General features: G+C 60.6%; 11 protein-coding genes. All 11 read right to left on the bottom strand.

Annotated elements, in window-relative coordinates; all coding sequences use genetic code 11:
* Positions 1 to 7 precede the first annotated feature (7 nt).
* Positions 8 to 1,165 carry a UDP-4-amino-4,6-dideoxy-N-acetyl-beta-L-altrosamine transaminase gene (gene pseC, locus AC1Q9F_RS23205; RefSeq protein ID WP_207985403.1) on the bottom strand — a complete coding sequence of 386 codons (1,158 nt, stop codon included), beginning with the start codon at positions 1,163 to 1,165 and terminating at the stop codon, positions 8 to 10.
* Positions 1,162 to 2,163, bottom strand: coding sequence for a UDP-N-acetylglucosamine 4,6-dehydratase (inverting) (gene pseB, locus AC1Q9F_RS23200; protein ID WP_207985402.1), 1,002 nt, complete (start codon positions 2,161 to 2,163; stop codon positions 1,162 to 1,164). The genes pseC and pseB overlap by 4 nt, the downstream gene beginning before the upstream one ends.
* A 23-nt stretch (positions 2,164 to 2,186) precedes the next feature.
* The gene (locus tag AC1Q9F_RS23195; RefSeq protein WP_492621029.1) at positions 2,187 to 5,102 is read right to left on the bottom strand and encodes a TIGR00180 family glycosyltransferase; all 2,916 of its coding nucleotides are present in this window, start codon (positions 5,100 to 5,102) and stop codon (positions 2,187 to 2,189) included.
* Between the two features lie 55 nt (positions 5,103 to 5,157).
* Entirely contained in the window at positions 5,158 to 5,892 is a 735-nt protein-coding gene (locus AC1Q9F_RS23190; RefSeq protein ID WP_179692274.1) for a cephalosporin hydroxylase family protein, read from the bottom strand.
* Positions 5,893 to 5,956: 64 nt separating this feature from the next.
* On the bottom strand, positions 5,957 to 6,814 hold the full coding sequence (locus AC1Q9F_RS23185; protein ID WP_492621030.1) for an NAD-dependent epimerase/dehydratase family protein: 858 nt from the start codon (positions 6,812 to 6,814) through the stop codon (positions 5,957 to 5,959).
* Entirely contained in the window at positions 6,811 to 8,037 is a 1,227-nt protein-coding gene (locus AC1Q9F_RS23180; RefSeq protein WP_492621031.1) for a methyltransferase domain-containing protein, read from the bottom strand. Before AC1Q9F_RS23180 ends, AC1Q9F_RS23185 begins: the two co-directional genes overlap by 4 nt.
* The gene (locus AC1Q9F_RS23175) at positions 8,034 to 8,594 is read right to left on the bottom strand and encodes a dTDP-4-dehydrorhamnose 3,5-epimerase family protein (RefSeq protein ID WP_207985398.1); all 561 of its coding nucleotides are present in this window, start codon (positions 8,592 to 8,594) and stop codon (positions 8,034 to 8,036) included. The genes AC1Q9F_RS23180 and AC1Q9F_RS23175 overlap by 4 nt, the downstream gene beginning before the upstream one ends.
* Positions 8,591 to 9,673 carry a CDP-glucose 4,6-dehydratase gene (gene rfbG, locus AC1Q9F_RS23170; RefSeq protein ID WP_492621032.1) on the bottom strand — a complete coding sequence of 361 codons (1,083 nt, stop codon included), beginning with the start codon at positions 9,671 to 9,673 and terminating at the stop codon, positions 8,591 to 8,593. Before rfbG ends, AC1Q9F_RS23175 begins: the two co-directional genes overlap by 4 nt.
* Positions 9,655 to 10,428, bottom strand: coding sequence for a glucose-1-phosphate cytidylyltransferase (gene rfbF / locus AC1Q9F_RS23165; RefSeq protein ID WP_492621033.1), 774 nt, complete (start codon positions 10,426 to 10,428; stop codon positions 9,655 to 9,657). The genes rfbG and rfbF overlap by 19 nt, the downstream gene beginning before the upstream one ends.
* A 246-nt stretch (positions 10,429 to 10,674) precedes the next feature.
* The gene (locus tag AC1Q9F_RS23160; protein WP_492621034.1) at positions 10,675 to 12,681 is read right to left on the bottom strand and encodes a calcium-binding protein; all 2,007 of its coding nucleotides are present in this window, start codon (positions 12,679 to 12,681) and stop codon (positions 10,675 to 10,677) included.
* A 96-nt stretch (positions 12,682 to 12,777) separates the two neighbouring features.
* Positions 12,778 to 16,431 carry a beta strand repeat-containing protein gene (locus tag AC1Q9F_RS23155; RefSeq protein ID WP_492621035.1) on the bottom strand — a complete coding sequence of 1,218 codons (3,654 nt, stop codon included), beginning with the start codon at positions 16,429 to 16,431 and terminating at the stop codon, positions 12,778 to 12,780.
* Between the last annotated feature and the right edge of the window lie 87 nt (positions 16,432 to 16,518).

The following is a 16,518-nucleotide window of genomic DNA, read 5'->3' as shown; positions in this document are numbered from 1 at the left end:
GCGGCAATCATTCAGTCAACCGACGCAATTGCTCGACCACGTAGTCCTGCTGCTGATCGCTCAGCAACGGGAACAGCGGCAGGCTGATCGCTTCGGCGTAATAACGTTCGGCCTCGGGGAAATCTCCCTCGGCGAAACCCAGGTCACGATAGTAAGGCTGCAAATGCACAGGAATGTAGTGCAGGTTCACGCCGACGCCGGCGGCACGCAGGCCTTCGAACACCTGACGGTGGCTGAGGCTGATGCGATCCGTCTGCAAACGCACCACATAAAGATGCCAGGCAGACTCGGCCTCCGGCTGGAGGCTCGGCAAAGTCACCGGCAAGTACGCCAGCAAGCGGTCGTAACGCGCGGCCAGCTCCCGGCGACGGGCGATGAACCCGTCCAGTTTGCTCAACTGTGACAGGCCCAATGCGGCTTGCAGATCGGTGATCCGGTAATTGAACCCCAGCTCGACCTGCTGGTAATACCACGGGCCGTGACTGGGTTCGGTCATCTGCTGCGGATCGCGGGTCATGCCGTGGCTGCGCAGGCGTTGCAGGCGCTCGGCCAGTTCCGGGCGATTGGTCAGCACCATGCCACCTTCGCCGCTGGTGATGATCTTCACCGGGTGAAAACTGAACACGGTCATCGCGGCAAATTCACCGCAGCCCACCGGGCGCCCGGCGTAACGGGCGCCGACCGCGTGGGAGGCGTCTTCGATCACCGTGAAGTTGTAGCGCTCGGCCAGTTCGGCAATTCGCCGCATGTCGCAGCTCTGCCCGGAGAACGCCACCGCCACCAGCACTTTGGGCAGCGTGCCGTCGCGTTCGGCAGCATCGAGTTTGCTCGCCAGTACTTCGGCATCGAGGTTCCACGTCAGTGGGTCGATGTCCACGAAGTCGACATCCGCGCCGCAGTAACGCCCACAGTTGGCCGAAGCCAGAAAGGTGTTCGGCGTGGTCCACAAACGATCGCCCGCTCCCAGCCCCGCCGCCACACAGGCAATGTGCAGCGCCGCCGTGGCATTGCACACCGCCACGGCGAAATCCGCCTGGCAACGCTCGGCCATCGCCTGCTCGAAGCGTTCGATGGTCGGGCCCTGGGTCAACCAGTCGGACTGCAACACCTCGACAACCGCATCGATGTCCGTCTGGTCGAGGCTTTGCCGACCGTAGGGAATCATACCGACAGCTTCGCGTGCAGGTCGGCGATCTGCCCCACCGAGAGGAAGTGCGGGTTGGTATCGGAGCGGTATTCGAAATCTTCACCGACCGGCACGCCACGCTCGCCGAGTTTGTCCTCGGAGAAATCCACGTCGACACTGGTGAAACGAATCGACGGCTGGATGGTGTAGTGATCGGCGAACTCCAGAGTCATCCGCGCATCGTCCAGCGGCACCATCAGCTCGTGCAGTTTCTCGCCCGGGCGAATGCCGACGTTCTTGTGCGGCAGGTGCTCGGCCATTCCCCGCGCGAGATCGACCACACGGATCGACGGGATCTTCGGCACGAACACTTCACCGCCGTGCATCCGCGCGAAGCTGTCGAGCACAAATTGCACGCCATGATCGAGGGTGATCCAGAAGCGGGTCATGCGCTCATCGGTGATCGGCAGTTCGGTCGCGCCATCGGCAATCAGCTGGCTGAAAAACGGCACCACCGACCCGCGCGACCCGGCCACGTTGCCGTAGCGCACCACGGCGAAACGCGTCTGCTGTTCGCCGGCAATGTTGTTGGCCGCCACGAACAACTTGTCCGACAGCAACTTGGTCGCGCCGTACAGGTTGATCGGGCTCGCGGCCTTGTCGGTGGACAGCGCGACGACTTTCTTCACGCCGTTGTCGATGGCGGCGGCGATGATGTTTTCCGCGCCGTTGACGTTGGTGCGAATGCATTCGGTCGGGTTGTATTCCGCCGCCGGCACCTGCTTCAACGCCGCGGCGTGCACCACGTAATCGATGCCGCGCATGGCCTGGCGCAGACGCTCGGCGTCGCGCACGTCACCGAGGAAGTAACGCATGCACGGCGCGTTGAACGTCTGCTGCATTTCGTATTGCTTGAGCTCATCCCGGGAGAACACCACCACGCGCTTGGGCTGGTATTGCTCGAGCAGGCGCGCGATGAATTTGCGCCCGAACGAGCCGGTGCCTCCGGAGATGAAAATCGACTTACCGTTGAACATGTTCTGATTCCTGTCCGGCAGGCTCAAGCGAGCAACTGTGCCCAGTTGACCGAGGCATTTTCGCCCAGGGTAAAACCTTTGCCGGTCTGGGCCAGGTTGGCGTTGTAAGCCGGATCCTGCGCGAAAGCGTCGCTCCATTTTTCACGCAGTGCCGCCAGTGCCTCCGCAGACTGTGGCAGCTCGCCGGTGTGCAGCACCTGCACCGACGGCGTCCACACGGTGAGGTAGCCGGCCTGACCGACCTTCAGACACAGATCGACATCGCTGAAACCTTCGGCGAAGTTGACTTCGTCCAGACCACCCAGCGCGTCGAACAGCTCTTTGCGCACCATCAGGCAAACCTTCGACACCGCCGAGTAGTTCTGCTCGACTCCCAGACGTTGCATGTAACCCGCAGCGGAGTGTTTCTCGCCAATGAAGGCCGAGCCCACGCCCCCGTTCAGACCAAGGATCAAACCGGCCTGGGAGACCTTGCCGTCGCGGTCGACCAGTTTCGCACCGACAATGCCGACCTCAGGACGCTGGGCGTGGTTGAGCAACGAGTCGATCCAGTTCGGATTGACGATTTCGCTGTCAGTGGCCAGCAGCACCAGATACTCACCCTGTGCCTGCTCGCTGGCGGCGTTATACAACGCGACTTCGCTCAGTGGCTGATCGGCGCGCAGCACATTCACTTTGCTGCTGCGCAGCGTACCCAGCCAGTCGTTGACCTGCGCCGACTGGTTCGGATTGGCCGCGATCAACACTTCGTAACGGCTGTAACGGGTTCGCAGCAACACACCTTCGAGGCAGCGACGCAGCGCCACCAGATCATCGCCAGCAGGCAGGATGATCGACACCATCGGCTGTTCGGTATGTCGATAATCGACTTGCCAGGTACCCGGCAACGCCGGAGTGACGTTGGCCTTGTAACCGCGATTGGTCAAATGACGCAGCAGCGCCTGACGCTCATGGGCCACTTCCTCCTGCACCGCGACCTGGGTGATCAGCAGCGGCTCGTCGAGATGCGCCAGACCGTCAAGGCCACCCTGCTCGATCAGGCGCAACAGCAGGTCGAACTCCATCGCCTTGCTGAAGTCGGCCTGATAACCACCCGCCTCCAGGAAAGCGTCACGACGAATCAGCCAGTGGCGCGCCATCAGCGATGGGTTGCTTTGCAACAGGTCAAGATTGAAGCCCGGGCGGAACACATCGATCAGCGCGCCCTCTTCAGTGCGCTGGATCTCATCGGTGGCGACGGCGCGAAGGCCAGTGGCCGACATCAACTCCAGGCCGGCGCGCAACAAGCCACTCGCCGTGAACTCATCGCCCACCTGTGCCAGCAGCAGCCAGTCGCAGGGAGACTGGGCAGCGCTCTGGTTGAGTTTGTCGACGAGATTGCCCGGGGTAACGCGGACAAAGTGCAGGGTGTTCTGCGCCGTAGTCGCAGCCTGCGGCTCGCCGGTGGTGAAGACCACGATCTTGAAGGCTTTGCTGTGACCTTCGACCAGGCTGTCGAGAGTCACTTGCAACTTCTCGATGTTGTCATCCAGATCCAGCAGGAAAATGCCGAACTGTGGCCCGCCGTTGTTCGCCGCCAGATGAGCGGCAATCGTCGCGCGCTGCTCGACGTCCGGCTCGCGGCACGCCAGCCATTCGATCAAACGGCCGGAACGCATTTTATTGAAGACCGGGTAATGATCAGCCTTCGACACCGACTCAAGACGCGCATCCCACTCGGCTAGTTCCTGCGCTTGTGTGTCATCGCCGACCGCGTGCAGTTGCTCGACCAGACGCTTGACCACTCGACGGTTGAACGCGTTGCTGTCATGGGCCTGCCACAAGCGGTCGAGCACACTTTCCGGGGTGTCGTTATTGCGTGCCTGCATCAGGTAGTTCTGCTGGGTCCAGACGCCCTCGAGCTGTTCCAGTTGCACACGGCCGGCCGGCATCGCGTGCAACAGAAACTCGAACCCGGCCAGCAAGTCGAAAAAGCGCTGGTTGTAGAACGGCATCTCGACGTATTGCAGAGGCCCGAATTTGCGCTCTGGTTGTTTGGATACGTTGTTCCAGATGGACTGGAAAATCAGCTCGGCCGTCAGTGCGCGACCTGTCACCAGGCTATCGGTCATGGCCGCGAAGCTTTCCAGGGCGAACGCCTTGCGCTGCGCCTGGTCGAGATCGTTGATGCCCGTCGGCAAGGACGCGAGAAATTCGGCGAAGGCTTCACGCTCGGCCACCGACTTGGCATCGACATACGACAGCGCGTGATAGACCTCGGTGTTGTGGTCGGAGAAACCGACGTTGATTTCGCGCACCACATACGGGATTGGCAAAACGCGTGCCTTGGCGTTCGCCAGCAGATAATAGGTGTGGCCGATTTCCTGCCACTCGAAACTGGTGCCCGGTGGCAATGCCGCGTACCAGTCCTTGATGATCGAAGTCCGGCACACGCCGTAGAACGGCGGGACGTACTGATGCATGAAGTCGAGGACTCGCTCCTCGGCACGCTCCGACGCGTAGTCTTCGCAGATCTTCTTGTCGCGACGGTAGTAGCTGACACTCCCGGCCAGCGCCAGGTACATCAGGCAATAGCCGTGGCACAGACCATAGTCGCGGTTGGCTTCCAGAAAGCTCACCGACTCGGCCAGCGACTCATGCAGGATAAAATCGTCGTCGGCCGCGAACACCATGTAAGGCGTGGTCAGTTGCTCGACACCGTAGGTCAGCTTGGCCTGCATGCCCCAATAGGCGAATTGCGGCAGATGCTGATAGTCGACCGATGAAAAATCACCTTCCGGGCGCTCGGGAGAAGAGTCCAGCACCAGGACCTTGCAAGGCAGGCTGCTGTAATACTGCAGCGCTCGACGCAAAAAAGCCGGGCGGTTGTGGGTGATCAGAACCACCGTCAGCAACTCGCTCAATGGCAGCTTGTTTTCAATACCGTTATTGCCTTGCATAACTTCTCCCACGACCGGCGAAACCGCCCGAAAAACACTTTGATGATGGAACCGATTAACGAACCCGACGCAGATAGCCGTCCGACGCGACGGTGATCAGCAACTTGTCTTGCATGTGCTGATCAATCTCGAAATCAGTGTTCTCCTTGAGATAGGCCCAGACGGCGGTTTTCGGGTTGTCACCCGGCCCCCATGGACGATCCGGGAACGCATCGGCCGGCATGTCTTCAACCACGGTGTCCATGACCACGCAGTAGCTGTCCACCGAAACCAGTGGTGCGTACAGACGCAACTCTTCGAGGACATGCTCGTGGGTATGGTTGGAATCGAGTACCACGATGACTTTCTTGCCGGCAGCAGCCTGACGCACCTGCTCGACCACCGCCGGATCGAGGCTGGAACCTTCGATCATGCTGATGCGCTTGATCATCGGATGGCTTTCGATGGCCTCACGGTTGTGCGCACGGATATCACGATCGATGCCCAGCACTTCACCGTGGCCCTGCAGTTCCAGCAGCGAGGCGTAGTAAATGATCGAGCCGCCGTGGGCGATGCCACACTCGATGACCAGGTCCGGCTTGATCCGCCAGATCAACTCCTGCATCGCCATCATGTCTTGCGGCAACTGAATGATCGGACGCCCCATCCACGAGAAATGGTAGGTGTACTTGTGTTTGGCCGACTGGTTGTAGAACTCCTGGGCCAGCGCCTTCAGGTCCTTGTCCTGGCCCTGGGCAATCACTTCGGCCTGGCACTCCGCCTCGAAGGCTTTGATTACGTTATCGCTCATTGTCCGGTCTCACTGAAAAGTCATTTGATAGTCACGCTGCCAAAGGCATTCGCGTCGAGGCACATCAGTTGGTTTGCTGTGCCTCCAGCAACTGTTGCAAACGGTCGACCACCGCCCAGAACGCCATGGGTTCGTGTGTCGGATAGGGGTAATGCCCCAGGTTCAAATCGATCGAAGCGCCGCGTTCACGCAGGTGTTGCTCGACCAGCGTCCTGACCGAAATCGCCTGGCCGCTGGCGCAATTGATCACGCCGTTGAAGTCGCGTTGCTGCAGGATCGCGGCGAGATGATTCGCCGCTGTCCGGATCGGCAGAAAATCTCGCAACTGCTCGCCCGCCGACATGTTGAACGTCACATCGCCGGCATCGATTGCCCGGTCCAGCGCCGCCAGCAGACTGTTGGGGTTCTGCCCCTCGCCATGCAGATAGAACAGGCGCGCCCACTGCAGAGTGAACGGATGTTCTTGCGCAAGGTTCTGCAAAAACAGGTGCAAGGTGTGCTTGGCCAACCCGTAGGGATTGCTCGGCTGCGGCTCCGTGCTTTCGCTGAGCGGACCGCTCTGCATGCCGTACTCAAAGCACGTGCCGGTCACCAGCACCTGCTTCACGCCCGCCACCACCGCGCCTTTGATGAAGCGGTAGTCGGCCATCAGGTTGTGCTCGAAATGGAACAGCGCCCGATAGTTCGGCAACCCCGGCCAAGCCAGGTGCGCGAGTGCATCGACGCCCTCGGTCAGCGCACCCAAATCCAGATCCGCCGCGTGAATATCCGCGCTCACGAACTCGACGTCCTTGATCCACGGCATGTCCGCGGCTTTCTGCGCGTCACGGGCAACCGCCCGCACCGTGCAACCACGGGCCAGCAACGCCGCGACCAGATGACGACCGACGAAGCCGGTAGCGCCAGTGACCAGAACCTTCACAGCACGCTCAACTCAGGCACGGCGATCACGAAGCGACCGTCCCACTGACGCACCTGAGCCAGCTGCTGACTGACTTCGTGCAGCAGGTTCCACGGCAGCACCAGCACGTAATCCGGTTTCTCGATATCGATCTGCGCTGGCGCGACAATCGGAATGCGGCTGCCCGGCAGAAACTTGCCCTGCTTGTGCGGGTTGGCATCGGCGACCCAGGCCAGCAGATCCGGTTTGACCCCGGCGTAGTTGAGCAAGGTGTTGCCTTTGGCAGCAGCGCCGTAACCGACCACACGCTTGCCGTCGGCCTTGGCCTGCAACAGGAAACGCAGCAGGTCATGCTTGATGCGCTCGGCAGCCGGCGCCAGCGTCGCGTAGTAACCGGTGGTTTTCACGCCTGCGTCGAGTTCGGCCTGCAACTGCTGTTGCACGGCCGGCTGCACGGCGCGGCGTTCGCCGTCCTTGCGCTGGACAAACACACGCAGCGATCCGCCATGGGTGGTCAGTTGGCTGACGTCGAACACTTCCAGACCGTTGCGCTCGCACAGTGTTTTAACGGCGGTCAGGGACAGGTAGGAATAGTGTTCGTGATACAGCGTGTCGAACTGCGCGCCCGCCATCAGCGTCAGCAGTTGCGGGAATTCGAACGTGGCGACGCCGGTCGGTTTGAGCAGCGCAGCGAAACCGCCGAGGAAATCGTTGATGTCAGGCACGTGGGCCAGCACGTTGTTGGCGGCCATCAGGTCGGCGGCCCAGCCTTCGCTTTTCAACTGTGCGGCGGTGTCGCGACCGAAGAACAGTTCACGGATCTCCAGGCCTTTTTCCCGTGCCGCCTGCGCGGTGCTGCGGGTCGGCTCGACGCCCAGGCACTGGATGCCGCGACCGGCCACGTATTGCAGCAGGTAGCCGTCATTGGCGGCGACTTCCACCACGCGGCTGTCGCCGGTCAGGCCGAAGCGCTCGACCATCTCCGCCACATAACGCTCGGCGTGGGCCAGCCAGGTGCTGGAGAACGAACTGAAGTAGGCGTACTCGGCGTCGAACAGGCTGTCGGCGCTGGTGTAATCCTCGGTCTGCACCAGCCAGCATTGCTCGCACACGGCGACTTTCAGCGGCACCCATTGTTCGGCCTGCTCCAGCCGATCGGCGTGCACGTAGGCGTTGGACGGTGGCGAGGTGCCGAGGTCGATCAGCGGCAGGCTCAGCGGTGCGGCGCACCCACGGCAGTTCATAGACGCACTCCAGCAAAGTGTGGATCGAGCGCGGGATGGCTGGAATCACGCGCTGACAAATTATTGACAGGCAACGGCCAGGCGATCGCCAGCCGTGGATCGTTCACCGACAGACCGCCCTCGTGCTCCGGCGCGTAATCGGCGCTGTGCAGGTAAAGCAGTTCGGCGTCTTCGGTGAGGGTCTGGAACCCGTGGGCGAAGCCGGCCGGAATCAGCAGGCTGCGACCGTCGCCGGCCTTCAGGTGCTCGGCGTGCCAGTGCAGGAAGGTTTCGGAATCCGGGCGCAGGTCAACCGCCACGTCCCACACTTCACCGCGCAGGCAGGTAATCAACTTGGCTTCCGGCGCATTGGCGTTCTGATAATGCAGACCGCGCACGCTGCCCTTCTCGCGGGTGCAGGAATGGTTGATCTGGCGGATGTGGAATTCGCTGCCGAACGCTTTCAGGCTGCCTTCGCAGAACAGTCGGGCGAAGTGCCCGCGCTGATCTTCGAAGCGTTTGTGCTGGACGCTGAACAACCCGGCCAGCGGCAACGGTTTCAAGGAAAACTCGCTCACAGCGCGCCCCGGTACAGGTTCAATTGGCCGAGGGTCACGGTGCGCATGTCGTCGCCGTTCTGCCACGCCAGATGCCAGTCGAGGGTCTGGGTCAGGCATTGCTGCAACGTCCAGCGCGGTTGCCAGCCCAGTACCTGACGGGCGCGACTGCTGTCCAGGCGCAGCAGACCGGCTTCGTGCAGGTCACTCTTTTCGAGGCGCAGGCCACGAGCCTGAGGCCAGCGATTGGAGAGCAGTTCGACCACTTCGCCGACGCTGCACATGTCCGCCTCACCCGGGCCGAAGTTCCACGCCCCGGCGTACTCCGGGCCGTCTTCGTAGAGCCCGGCCGCCAGTTGCAGATAGCCGGCCAGCGGCTCCAGCGCGTGCTGCCACGGGCGCACGGCTTGCGGGTAACGCAGAGTCACCGGCTCGTCGGCCGACCAGGCTTTCAATACATCGGGAATCAGCCGTTCAGGGGCGAAATCACCGCCGCCCAACACGTTGCCGGCGCGCGCGGTGGCCAGGGCCAGGCCGTGCTCGGCGTACTTGTCGGCCGGGAAGAACGATGCCGCGTAAGACTGCGCCAGCAACTCGCAGCAGGCCTTGCTGCTGCTGTAAGGATCGTGGCCACCGAGGGCTTCGTCCTCGCGGTACGGCCACAGCCATTCTTTGTTGGCGTAGACCTTGTCGGTGGTCACCAGCACGCAGGCCCGCACGCAACCGACCTGACGAATCGCTTCGAGCAGGTTGAGGGTGCCCATGACGTTGCTGGAATAGGTGCCGAGCGGATCACGATAGCCTTCACGCACCAGCGGCTGGGCCGCTAGGTGCAGGACGATTTCCGGCTCGGTGTCGGCGATGATTTCCAGCAAGGCGCCGAGGTCACGCAGGTCGCCGCGCTGATCGTTGATGCCTTCGCTCACGCGCGCCAGTTCGTACAGGCTCGGCTCGGTCGACGGGTCGAGGGAGAAACCGCTGACTTGCGCACCGAGGCTTTGCAGCCACAAGGTCAGCCAGCTGCCCTTGAAACCGGTGTGCCCGGTAACCAGAACCCGCTTGCCGCGCCAGAACTCAGGACTCAGGCCCATTGCTTCCATGGGGCCTCCCCGCTCTGCCACAGCGCTTCCAGATGGTTCTTGTCGCGCAGGGTGTCCATCGGTTGCCAGAAACCGTCGTGTTCGAAGGCCTTGAGCTGTTCCTCCCTGGCCAGACGAGCCAAGGGCTCGGCTTCCCAAGTGGTTTCATCGCCCGCGATGTATGGCAACACTTTGGGTGACAGCACGAAAAAGCCGCCATTGATCCAGCCGCCGTCTCCACGAGGCTTTTCGGTGAAGCCGAGGACCTGATCGCCCTGGCGCTCCAGCGCCCCGTAACGACCCGGCGGCTGCACCGCGGTCACGGTCGCCAGACGGCCATGGGCCTTGTGGTAGTCGACCAGCTGACGAATGTTCAGATCGGAAACGCCGTCGCCGTAGGTGAAGCAGAACGCCTCTTCATCCTTGAGGTAACGGCCGGCACGCAACAGACGGCCACCGGTCATGGTTTCCTCGCCGGTGTCGATGAGCGTAACGCTCCACGGCTCGCTGTAGTTCTGATGCACGTCCATGCGGTTCTCGCGCATGTTGAAGGTGACGTCGGAGGTGTGCAGGAAGTAGTTGGCGAAGAAGTCCTTGATCGCGTAGCCCTTGTAGCCCAGGCAGATCACGAAGTCGTGGATTCCGTGGGCGGAATACTGCTTCATGATGTGCCAGAGAATTGGCTTGCCGCCGATCTCGATCATTGGCTTGGGCTTGAGGTGCGACTCTTCACTGATGCGCGTGCCGAGGCCACCCGCCAAAATTACTGCCTTCATCGTCTCCCCTCTTCTACGTCACAGGGCTCGGCCTCGCTGTTGCAGGCCTTTGCGGCTGAACCTTTGCCAGTCCGGGCTCAGGTGAATGACCGCGAGCGCTCGTTTTATGGCGATTTGCGGGGGACTTGCAGGAAACGCGCCAGCTCCGCCAGCCCTGCGTCGGCAGAAATTCAAGGCATGAAAAAAGGGATGAGTCCGTTGCCGGAGTCATCCCTTTCATCGAGCTGTTTCAATCAATCGGGCGGATCAGCCAAACATCGCAAATCCGTCGACGGTGGCGGGCAGATCGTAGACCTGGCCGTCGGCAGTCTGCAGATGCTCGATGTTGTTGTACCCGGCGTACCAGCCCTGCAGCTTCACGCCGCTGTCGGGAACGCCGGCGCTGCCATCGTTGGCGCCATGCAGATAGGCGTCGTCACCGATGCGGGTGACGTTCAACTGGCTGATATTGGCAATGGTGTTCAGGATCAGGGTGTCATTGATATACCAGCCCTCGTCCTGAATCGATACCAGCCCGGTGGTGTTCACGATGTAGGTATCGTCACCCGTACCACCCAGTGCGATGCCGCCAGTGCCCGACTGCCCCGCAAGGTTGAGGACCAGCACGTCATCGCCGTCGCCACCGGACAACAGATAATGGTTGCCGGTGCCGGTGAGCACGTCGTCCCCTTCATCACCATAGGCACTGCCGTTGTGGACCGTGATGGTGTCATTGCCCAGGTCACCGTGAGCCACCGTACCCAGGTCATTCACGGCGCTGACGATAACGTCATCGCCCGAGCCGCCAGACAGTGTGTCGGCCTGCGCGACATCACCGTCGAGACCGGACTTCAGTCCGCCATAGAGGTGATCGTTGAAATAGTTGCCATTGATCACATCATCGCCGTTGCCGCCTTCCAGGATTGCGTCCTCCCGGCCGGCATCCATCACATCGTTGAAACGACTGCCGCGCAGACCTTCGACTTCGTAATAGATATCCCCTTGGGCCGTACCGTTCTGGCCGGTCCGCCACAGGTTGACCACCACCCCCGTATCGCTGTCGTCATAGCTTACGATGTCAGTTCCGGCGCCGCCCACGAAGGCATCCGAGCCCGCGCCACCGTAGAACAGGTCATTGCCGCTGCCGCCGTAGATGTGGTCGTCGGAATCGCTGCCATAACCGGTGAAATCGGCAGTGCCGGTGTAGGCCATCTTCTCGATGAACAGGTCCATCTTCATGACCGACAGGCTGGTGTACAACTCGTCATAACCCGGGCCCGAGTCTGACTCGATGATGGTCACACCCTCGCTGTTGATCGTGTAGACGTCGCTGCCCCAACCACCTTCGAAGGTCACGCCACCGGAGTTGGCGGTGAAGTGGTCGTCCAGGTTTGTCCCGACAACCTTTTCCACATTGATCAAGGTGTCGCCTTCGGCGTAACCGCCGGAACCGAAGCCCTTGCCATCACGAAACTCGATGCTGACCGCATCGTTGGAATTGCTGTAATCGACGGCATCAAAGCCATCGGCACCGTCCATGACCATCGTGCTTGCGCCGGCGAAAATCACGTCGTTGAAGTTCGACCCCTGCACAGCCTCGATGCTTGAGTAGGTATCGCCCAATGCAATGCCGGTGGAGCCCCAATTGCTCGAGAGCTCGATACTGACGCCTTCAAGGCTGTCGGTATAGCTGACGGTGTCGAATCCTTCACCGCCAAAGAACTCGTCGCTGCCGTCACCCCCCCACAGCACGTCATTACCGCTACCCGCGATAATCACGTTCGCCTCGGCATTGCCGTAACCCTTGAAATCGCCGGTGCCAGTGAAGGTCATCTTGTCCAGAAACGGGTCCATCTTCTGGGTGTTGACGCTGGTGCGCAGCTCGTCATAACCGCCGCGTTCGTCCTCGATGATCGTCACGCCTTCGCTGCCGACGATGTACACATCATCGCCGTTATCGCCTGCCAGCGTGACGCCGGCGATCGAACTGGCAAGGGTGTCATCCCGGAAGCTGCCGATGATTTTTTCGATGCCGACCAGGGTATCGATGGAGCCGTCCGCCTTGGTGACAGTGGCCAGTCCCTCGCGGAAATCGACACTGACACCTTGGTGTATAAACTGATAAGTCACCGAATCGAACCCTTCGCCACCATCCAGCAGATCGGAGCCTGTGGTCCCCCCGATCAGATCATCCGACTCCAGTCCATAGAGTTCGTCATTGCCTTCACTGCCGACCACGACATCGGCTTCACTCGTTCCATAAATCACTGACATTTGCTACTTCCTTGCGTGGTTGAAACCGGGTTGATCCCTCAGCTGCCGAGTGCACACCTGCAGCCGCATGGCGATTGCAGGTGCGCGACTCAGTGGTCAGCCAAACATTGCGAATGCATCACTATTGGCCGGCAGGTCGATGATCTGCCTATCGGCTGTCTCGATTTGCTCGATGGTGTCGGAACCGGCAAACCAATCCTTCAGGCGCACGCCCTCCTCTGGCGTCTGTCCGGCTGAAACGCTGTAACGGTGCAGGTAGAGGTCGTCACCGACACGGTCGACTTGCAGTTCCGAAGCGCGAATGTTCGACAGCACAATCTTGTCGCCACGGCTGGTGCCGTCGTCCTGGAGGGTGACCAGTGCCCAAGTGTTGATGGTGTAGATATCGTCACCTTCACCACCGAAGGCCGAACCGATGGACTGCAATATCAGACTGTCCTTGCCCGCGCCGCCAAACAGCGAGAAGCCCAGACCGGTACCCGTCAACGTGTCATTGCCTTCACCACCATCGGCGATGCCATGAACTACGGTGATAGTGTCATCGCCCGCTTCGCCATACGCACGGCTGCCGGTATCGTTGGCCGCGGTGAGAATCGTGTCGTTGTCATTGCCGCCATAGAGCGTATCGGCCTGAGCCCCCGCATTGGCTGCCGAACTGGCTAACGGCCCGGCCAGGGAAACCAGGCCTCCATAAATGAAGTCGGCCCCGTCGCCGCCATAGATCACGTCGTTGCCTGTGTTGCCCTCAAGAAAATCGACGGCCGAACTTCCGGTCAACGTATCGTTGAATTGACTGCCGATCACTCGCTCGATATTGAGCAGCACATCACCTTGAGCATCTGCACCTTCGTTGACGTTGGTCTGCAGATTGATGTTCACAGCGGCCTTGCTGTTGATGTACCAGGCGGTGTCATGCCCTTCACGCCCATCGATCAGGTCCGCACCGATGCCACCGATGAAGTTGTCACCGAACGCGGTTCCGGACAGGGTGTCGTTGAAGCTGCTGCCCTGGAAAAACTCGATTCCGGTGTAGGTATCACCGGCCGCGTCACCCGCATTGACCTTGGTTTTCAAATCGATGGTCACGGCGCTATCGGATTGCTCGTAGCTGACCATGTCCATGCCCGCCACCCCGTCAAAGGCCATGGCTGCGCTGTCAGCGATGAAGATGTCACCGGCTATCGTGCCGGTCAAAGCCTCGATACTGCTGTAGGTATCCCCTGCTGCGATTCCGGTGTGAACCCCGGTTTTCAGGTTGATGGTGACGCCCACCGTCGTGTCACCGTAGCTGACAGTGTCAAACCCGGCACCACCGACAAATTGATCGGCACCTGCGCCGCCATACAACAGATCGTTGCCGGCACCACCGGTAATAATGTTGTCGCTGGCATTGCCCCAGCCGATGAATGAAGCGTTGCCGGTATAGGTCAGCCGCTCGACGTTGGCGCTCAGGTAGATCTGGCCAAAGTTGCTGCGCACTTCATCGTTACCGCCACCCGCCTGTTCGATGACCGTGCCGCCGCCGCCGTTGAGAACGTAGACATCATCCCCCGCTCCACCCTCGAACGTCGCGGTGGCCGAATCGAGATTGAAGGTGTCGTTGAACGCAGTGCCGATGACTTTGTCGATGTTCTGCAGGGTGTCACCTTCTGCATCGCCACCGATACCGGCACGTCCCGGGACGTTACTACGGATATCGACGTTGATTGCCTCGGCGGAGGTCGAGTAATCCACAGTATCGACGGCTTTATCGTTATAAAAACCGTCAAAAGCCATGGCCCGACTGTCGGCAACAAAAGTGTCGCTGCCTTTCGAGCCGAGGATTCTTTCGATGCCGTTGTAGGTATCGCCGGCAGCGATTCCGGAATTGACCCCGGTCTTCAGGTTGATGGTCACACCGACCGGGCTGTCTTCGTAGCCGACCGTGTCGACACCCGCCCCACCGATGAACTGATCGGCACCTGCGCCGCCATACAACAGATCGTTCCCGGCACCACCGGTAATAATGTTGTCGCTGGCATTGCCCCAGCCGATGAATGAAGCGTTGCCGGTATAGGTCAGCCGCTCGACGTTGGCACCCAGGTAGATCTGGCCGAAGTTGCTGCGCACTTCATCGTTACCACCACCCGCCTGTTCGATGACTGTGCCGCCGCTGCCGTTGAGAACGTAGACATCATCCCCCGCTCCACCCTCGAACGTCGCGGTGGCCGTATCGAGATTGAAGGTGTCGTTGAACGCGGTGCCGATGACTTTGTCGATGTTCTGCAGGGTGTCACCTTCTGCATCGCCACCGATACCGGCACGTCCCGGGACGTTACTACGGATATCGACGTTGATTGCCTCGGCGGAGGTCGAGTAATCCACAGTATCGACGGCTTTATCGTTATAAAAACCGTCAAAAGCCATGGCCCGACTGTCGGCAACAAAAGTGTCGCTGCCTTTCGAGCCGAGGATTCTTTCGATGCCGTTGTAGGTATCGCCGGCAGCGATTCCGGAATTGACCCCGGTCTTCAGGTTGATGGTCACACCGACCGGGCTGTCTTCGTAGCCGACCGTGTCGACACCCGCCCCACCGATGAACTGATCGGCACCTGCGCCGCCATACAGGGTGTCATTGCCAATGCCCCCGGTAATGACGTTGTCGCTGGCATTGCCCCAACCGGTGAATGCCGAGGTGCCGGTGTAGGTCAGCCGCTCGACGTTGGCGCCCAGGTAGATCTGGCCAAAGTTGCTGCGCACTTCATCGTTACCGCCACCCGCCTGTTCGATGACCGTGCCGCCGCCGCCGTTGAGAACGTAGACATCATCCCCCGCTCCACCCTCGAACGTCGCGGTGGCCGAGTCGAGATTGAAGGTGTCGTTGAACGCGGTGCCGATGACTTTGTCGATGTTCTGCAGGGTGTCACCTTCTGCATCGCCACCGATACCGGCACGTCCCGGGCCGGTACTACGGATATCGACATTGATTGCGTCGGCGGAGGTCGAGTAATCCACCACGTCAGCCGTTCCGGTGCCGCCGTCAAATGCAAAAACCCGGCTATCGGCGACGAAGGTGTCATTGCCGTTCGAGCCGAGGATTCGTTCAATTCCGGTGTAGGTATCCCCCGCCGCAATCCCGGAATTGACGCCGGTTTTCAGGTTGATGCTGACGCCGACAGTGCTGTCGCCGTAGCTGGCGGTATCGATGCCCGCGCCACCGATAAATTGATCGGCGCCCGCGCCGCCATACAACAGATCGTTACCGACGCCACCGGTAATAATGTTGTCGCCGGCATTGCCCCAGCCGACGAAGGCCCCGGTGCCGGTATAGGTCAACCGCTCGACGTTCGCACTCAGGTAAATCTGGCCAAAGCTGGAACGCACCTCGTCGTCGCCGCCTCCCGCCTGCTCGATCACCGTACCGCCATTGTCGAGGATGTAGACATCATTACCGGCACCGCCTTCAAAGGTGAGACCGCCCTTCTGCGCCGTGAACGTGTCGTTGAATGCGCTACCGATAACCTTCTCGATATTGGTCAGGGTATCGCCCTGGGCATCGCCGCCGGTACTGGCAAGACCTGCAAGGTTTACATTGACCGCCTCTGAGGACGCTGAGTAATCGACGGTATCGGCGTTTCCATCACCGCCATCGATCTTGTCAGCTCCAGCACTTCCTCTGATGAAATCATTGCCCGCCAGCCCATTGATCTCATCGTCACCCGAAGTACCGTTCAGCGTATCCGCGCCGTTTGTTCCGTTTATGACTGCCATTGTTTCTTCCTTGCCTTTGTATGAACCGGTACTTTTCAGCGTGGCGAACGCACTTGATCGCGGCGCACCGCTCGTTCAGCGAATCTG

The sequence above is a fragment of the Pseudomonas sp. GW823-FHT04A03 genome (assembly GCF_058796615.1).
The sequence above is the reverse complement of the archived record's forward strand: the minus strand, read 5'-3'. Positions and strand labels throughout refer to the sequence as shown.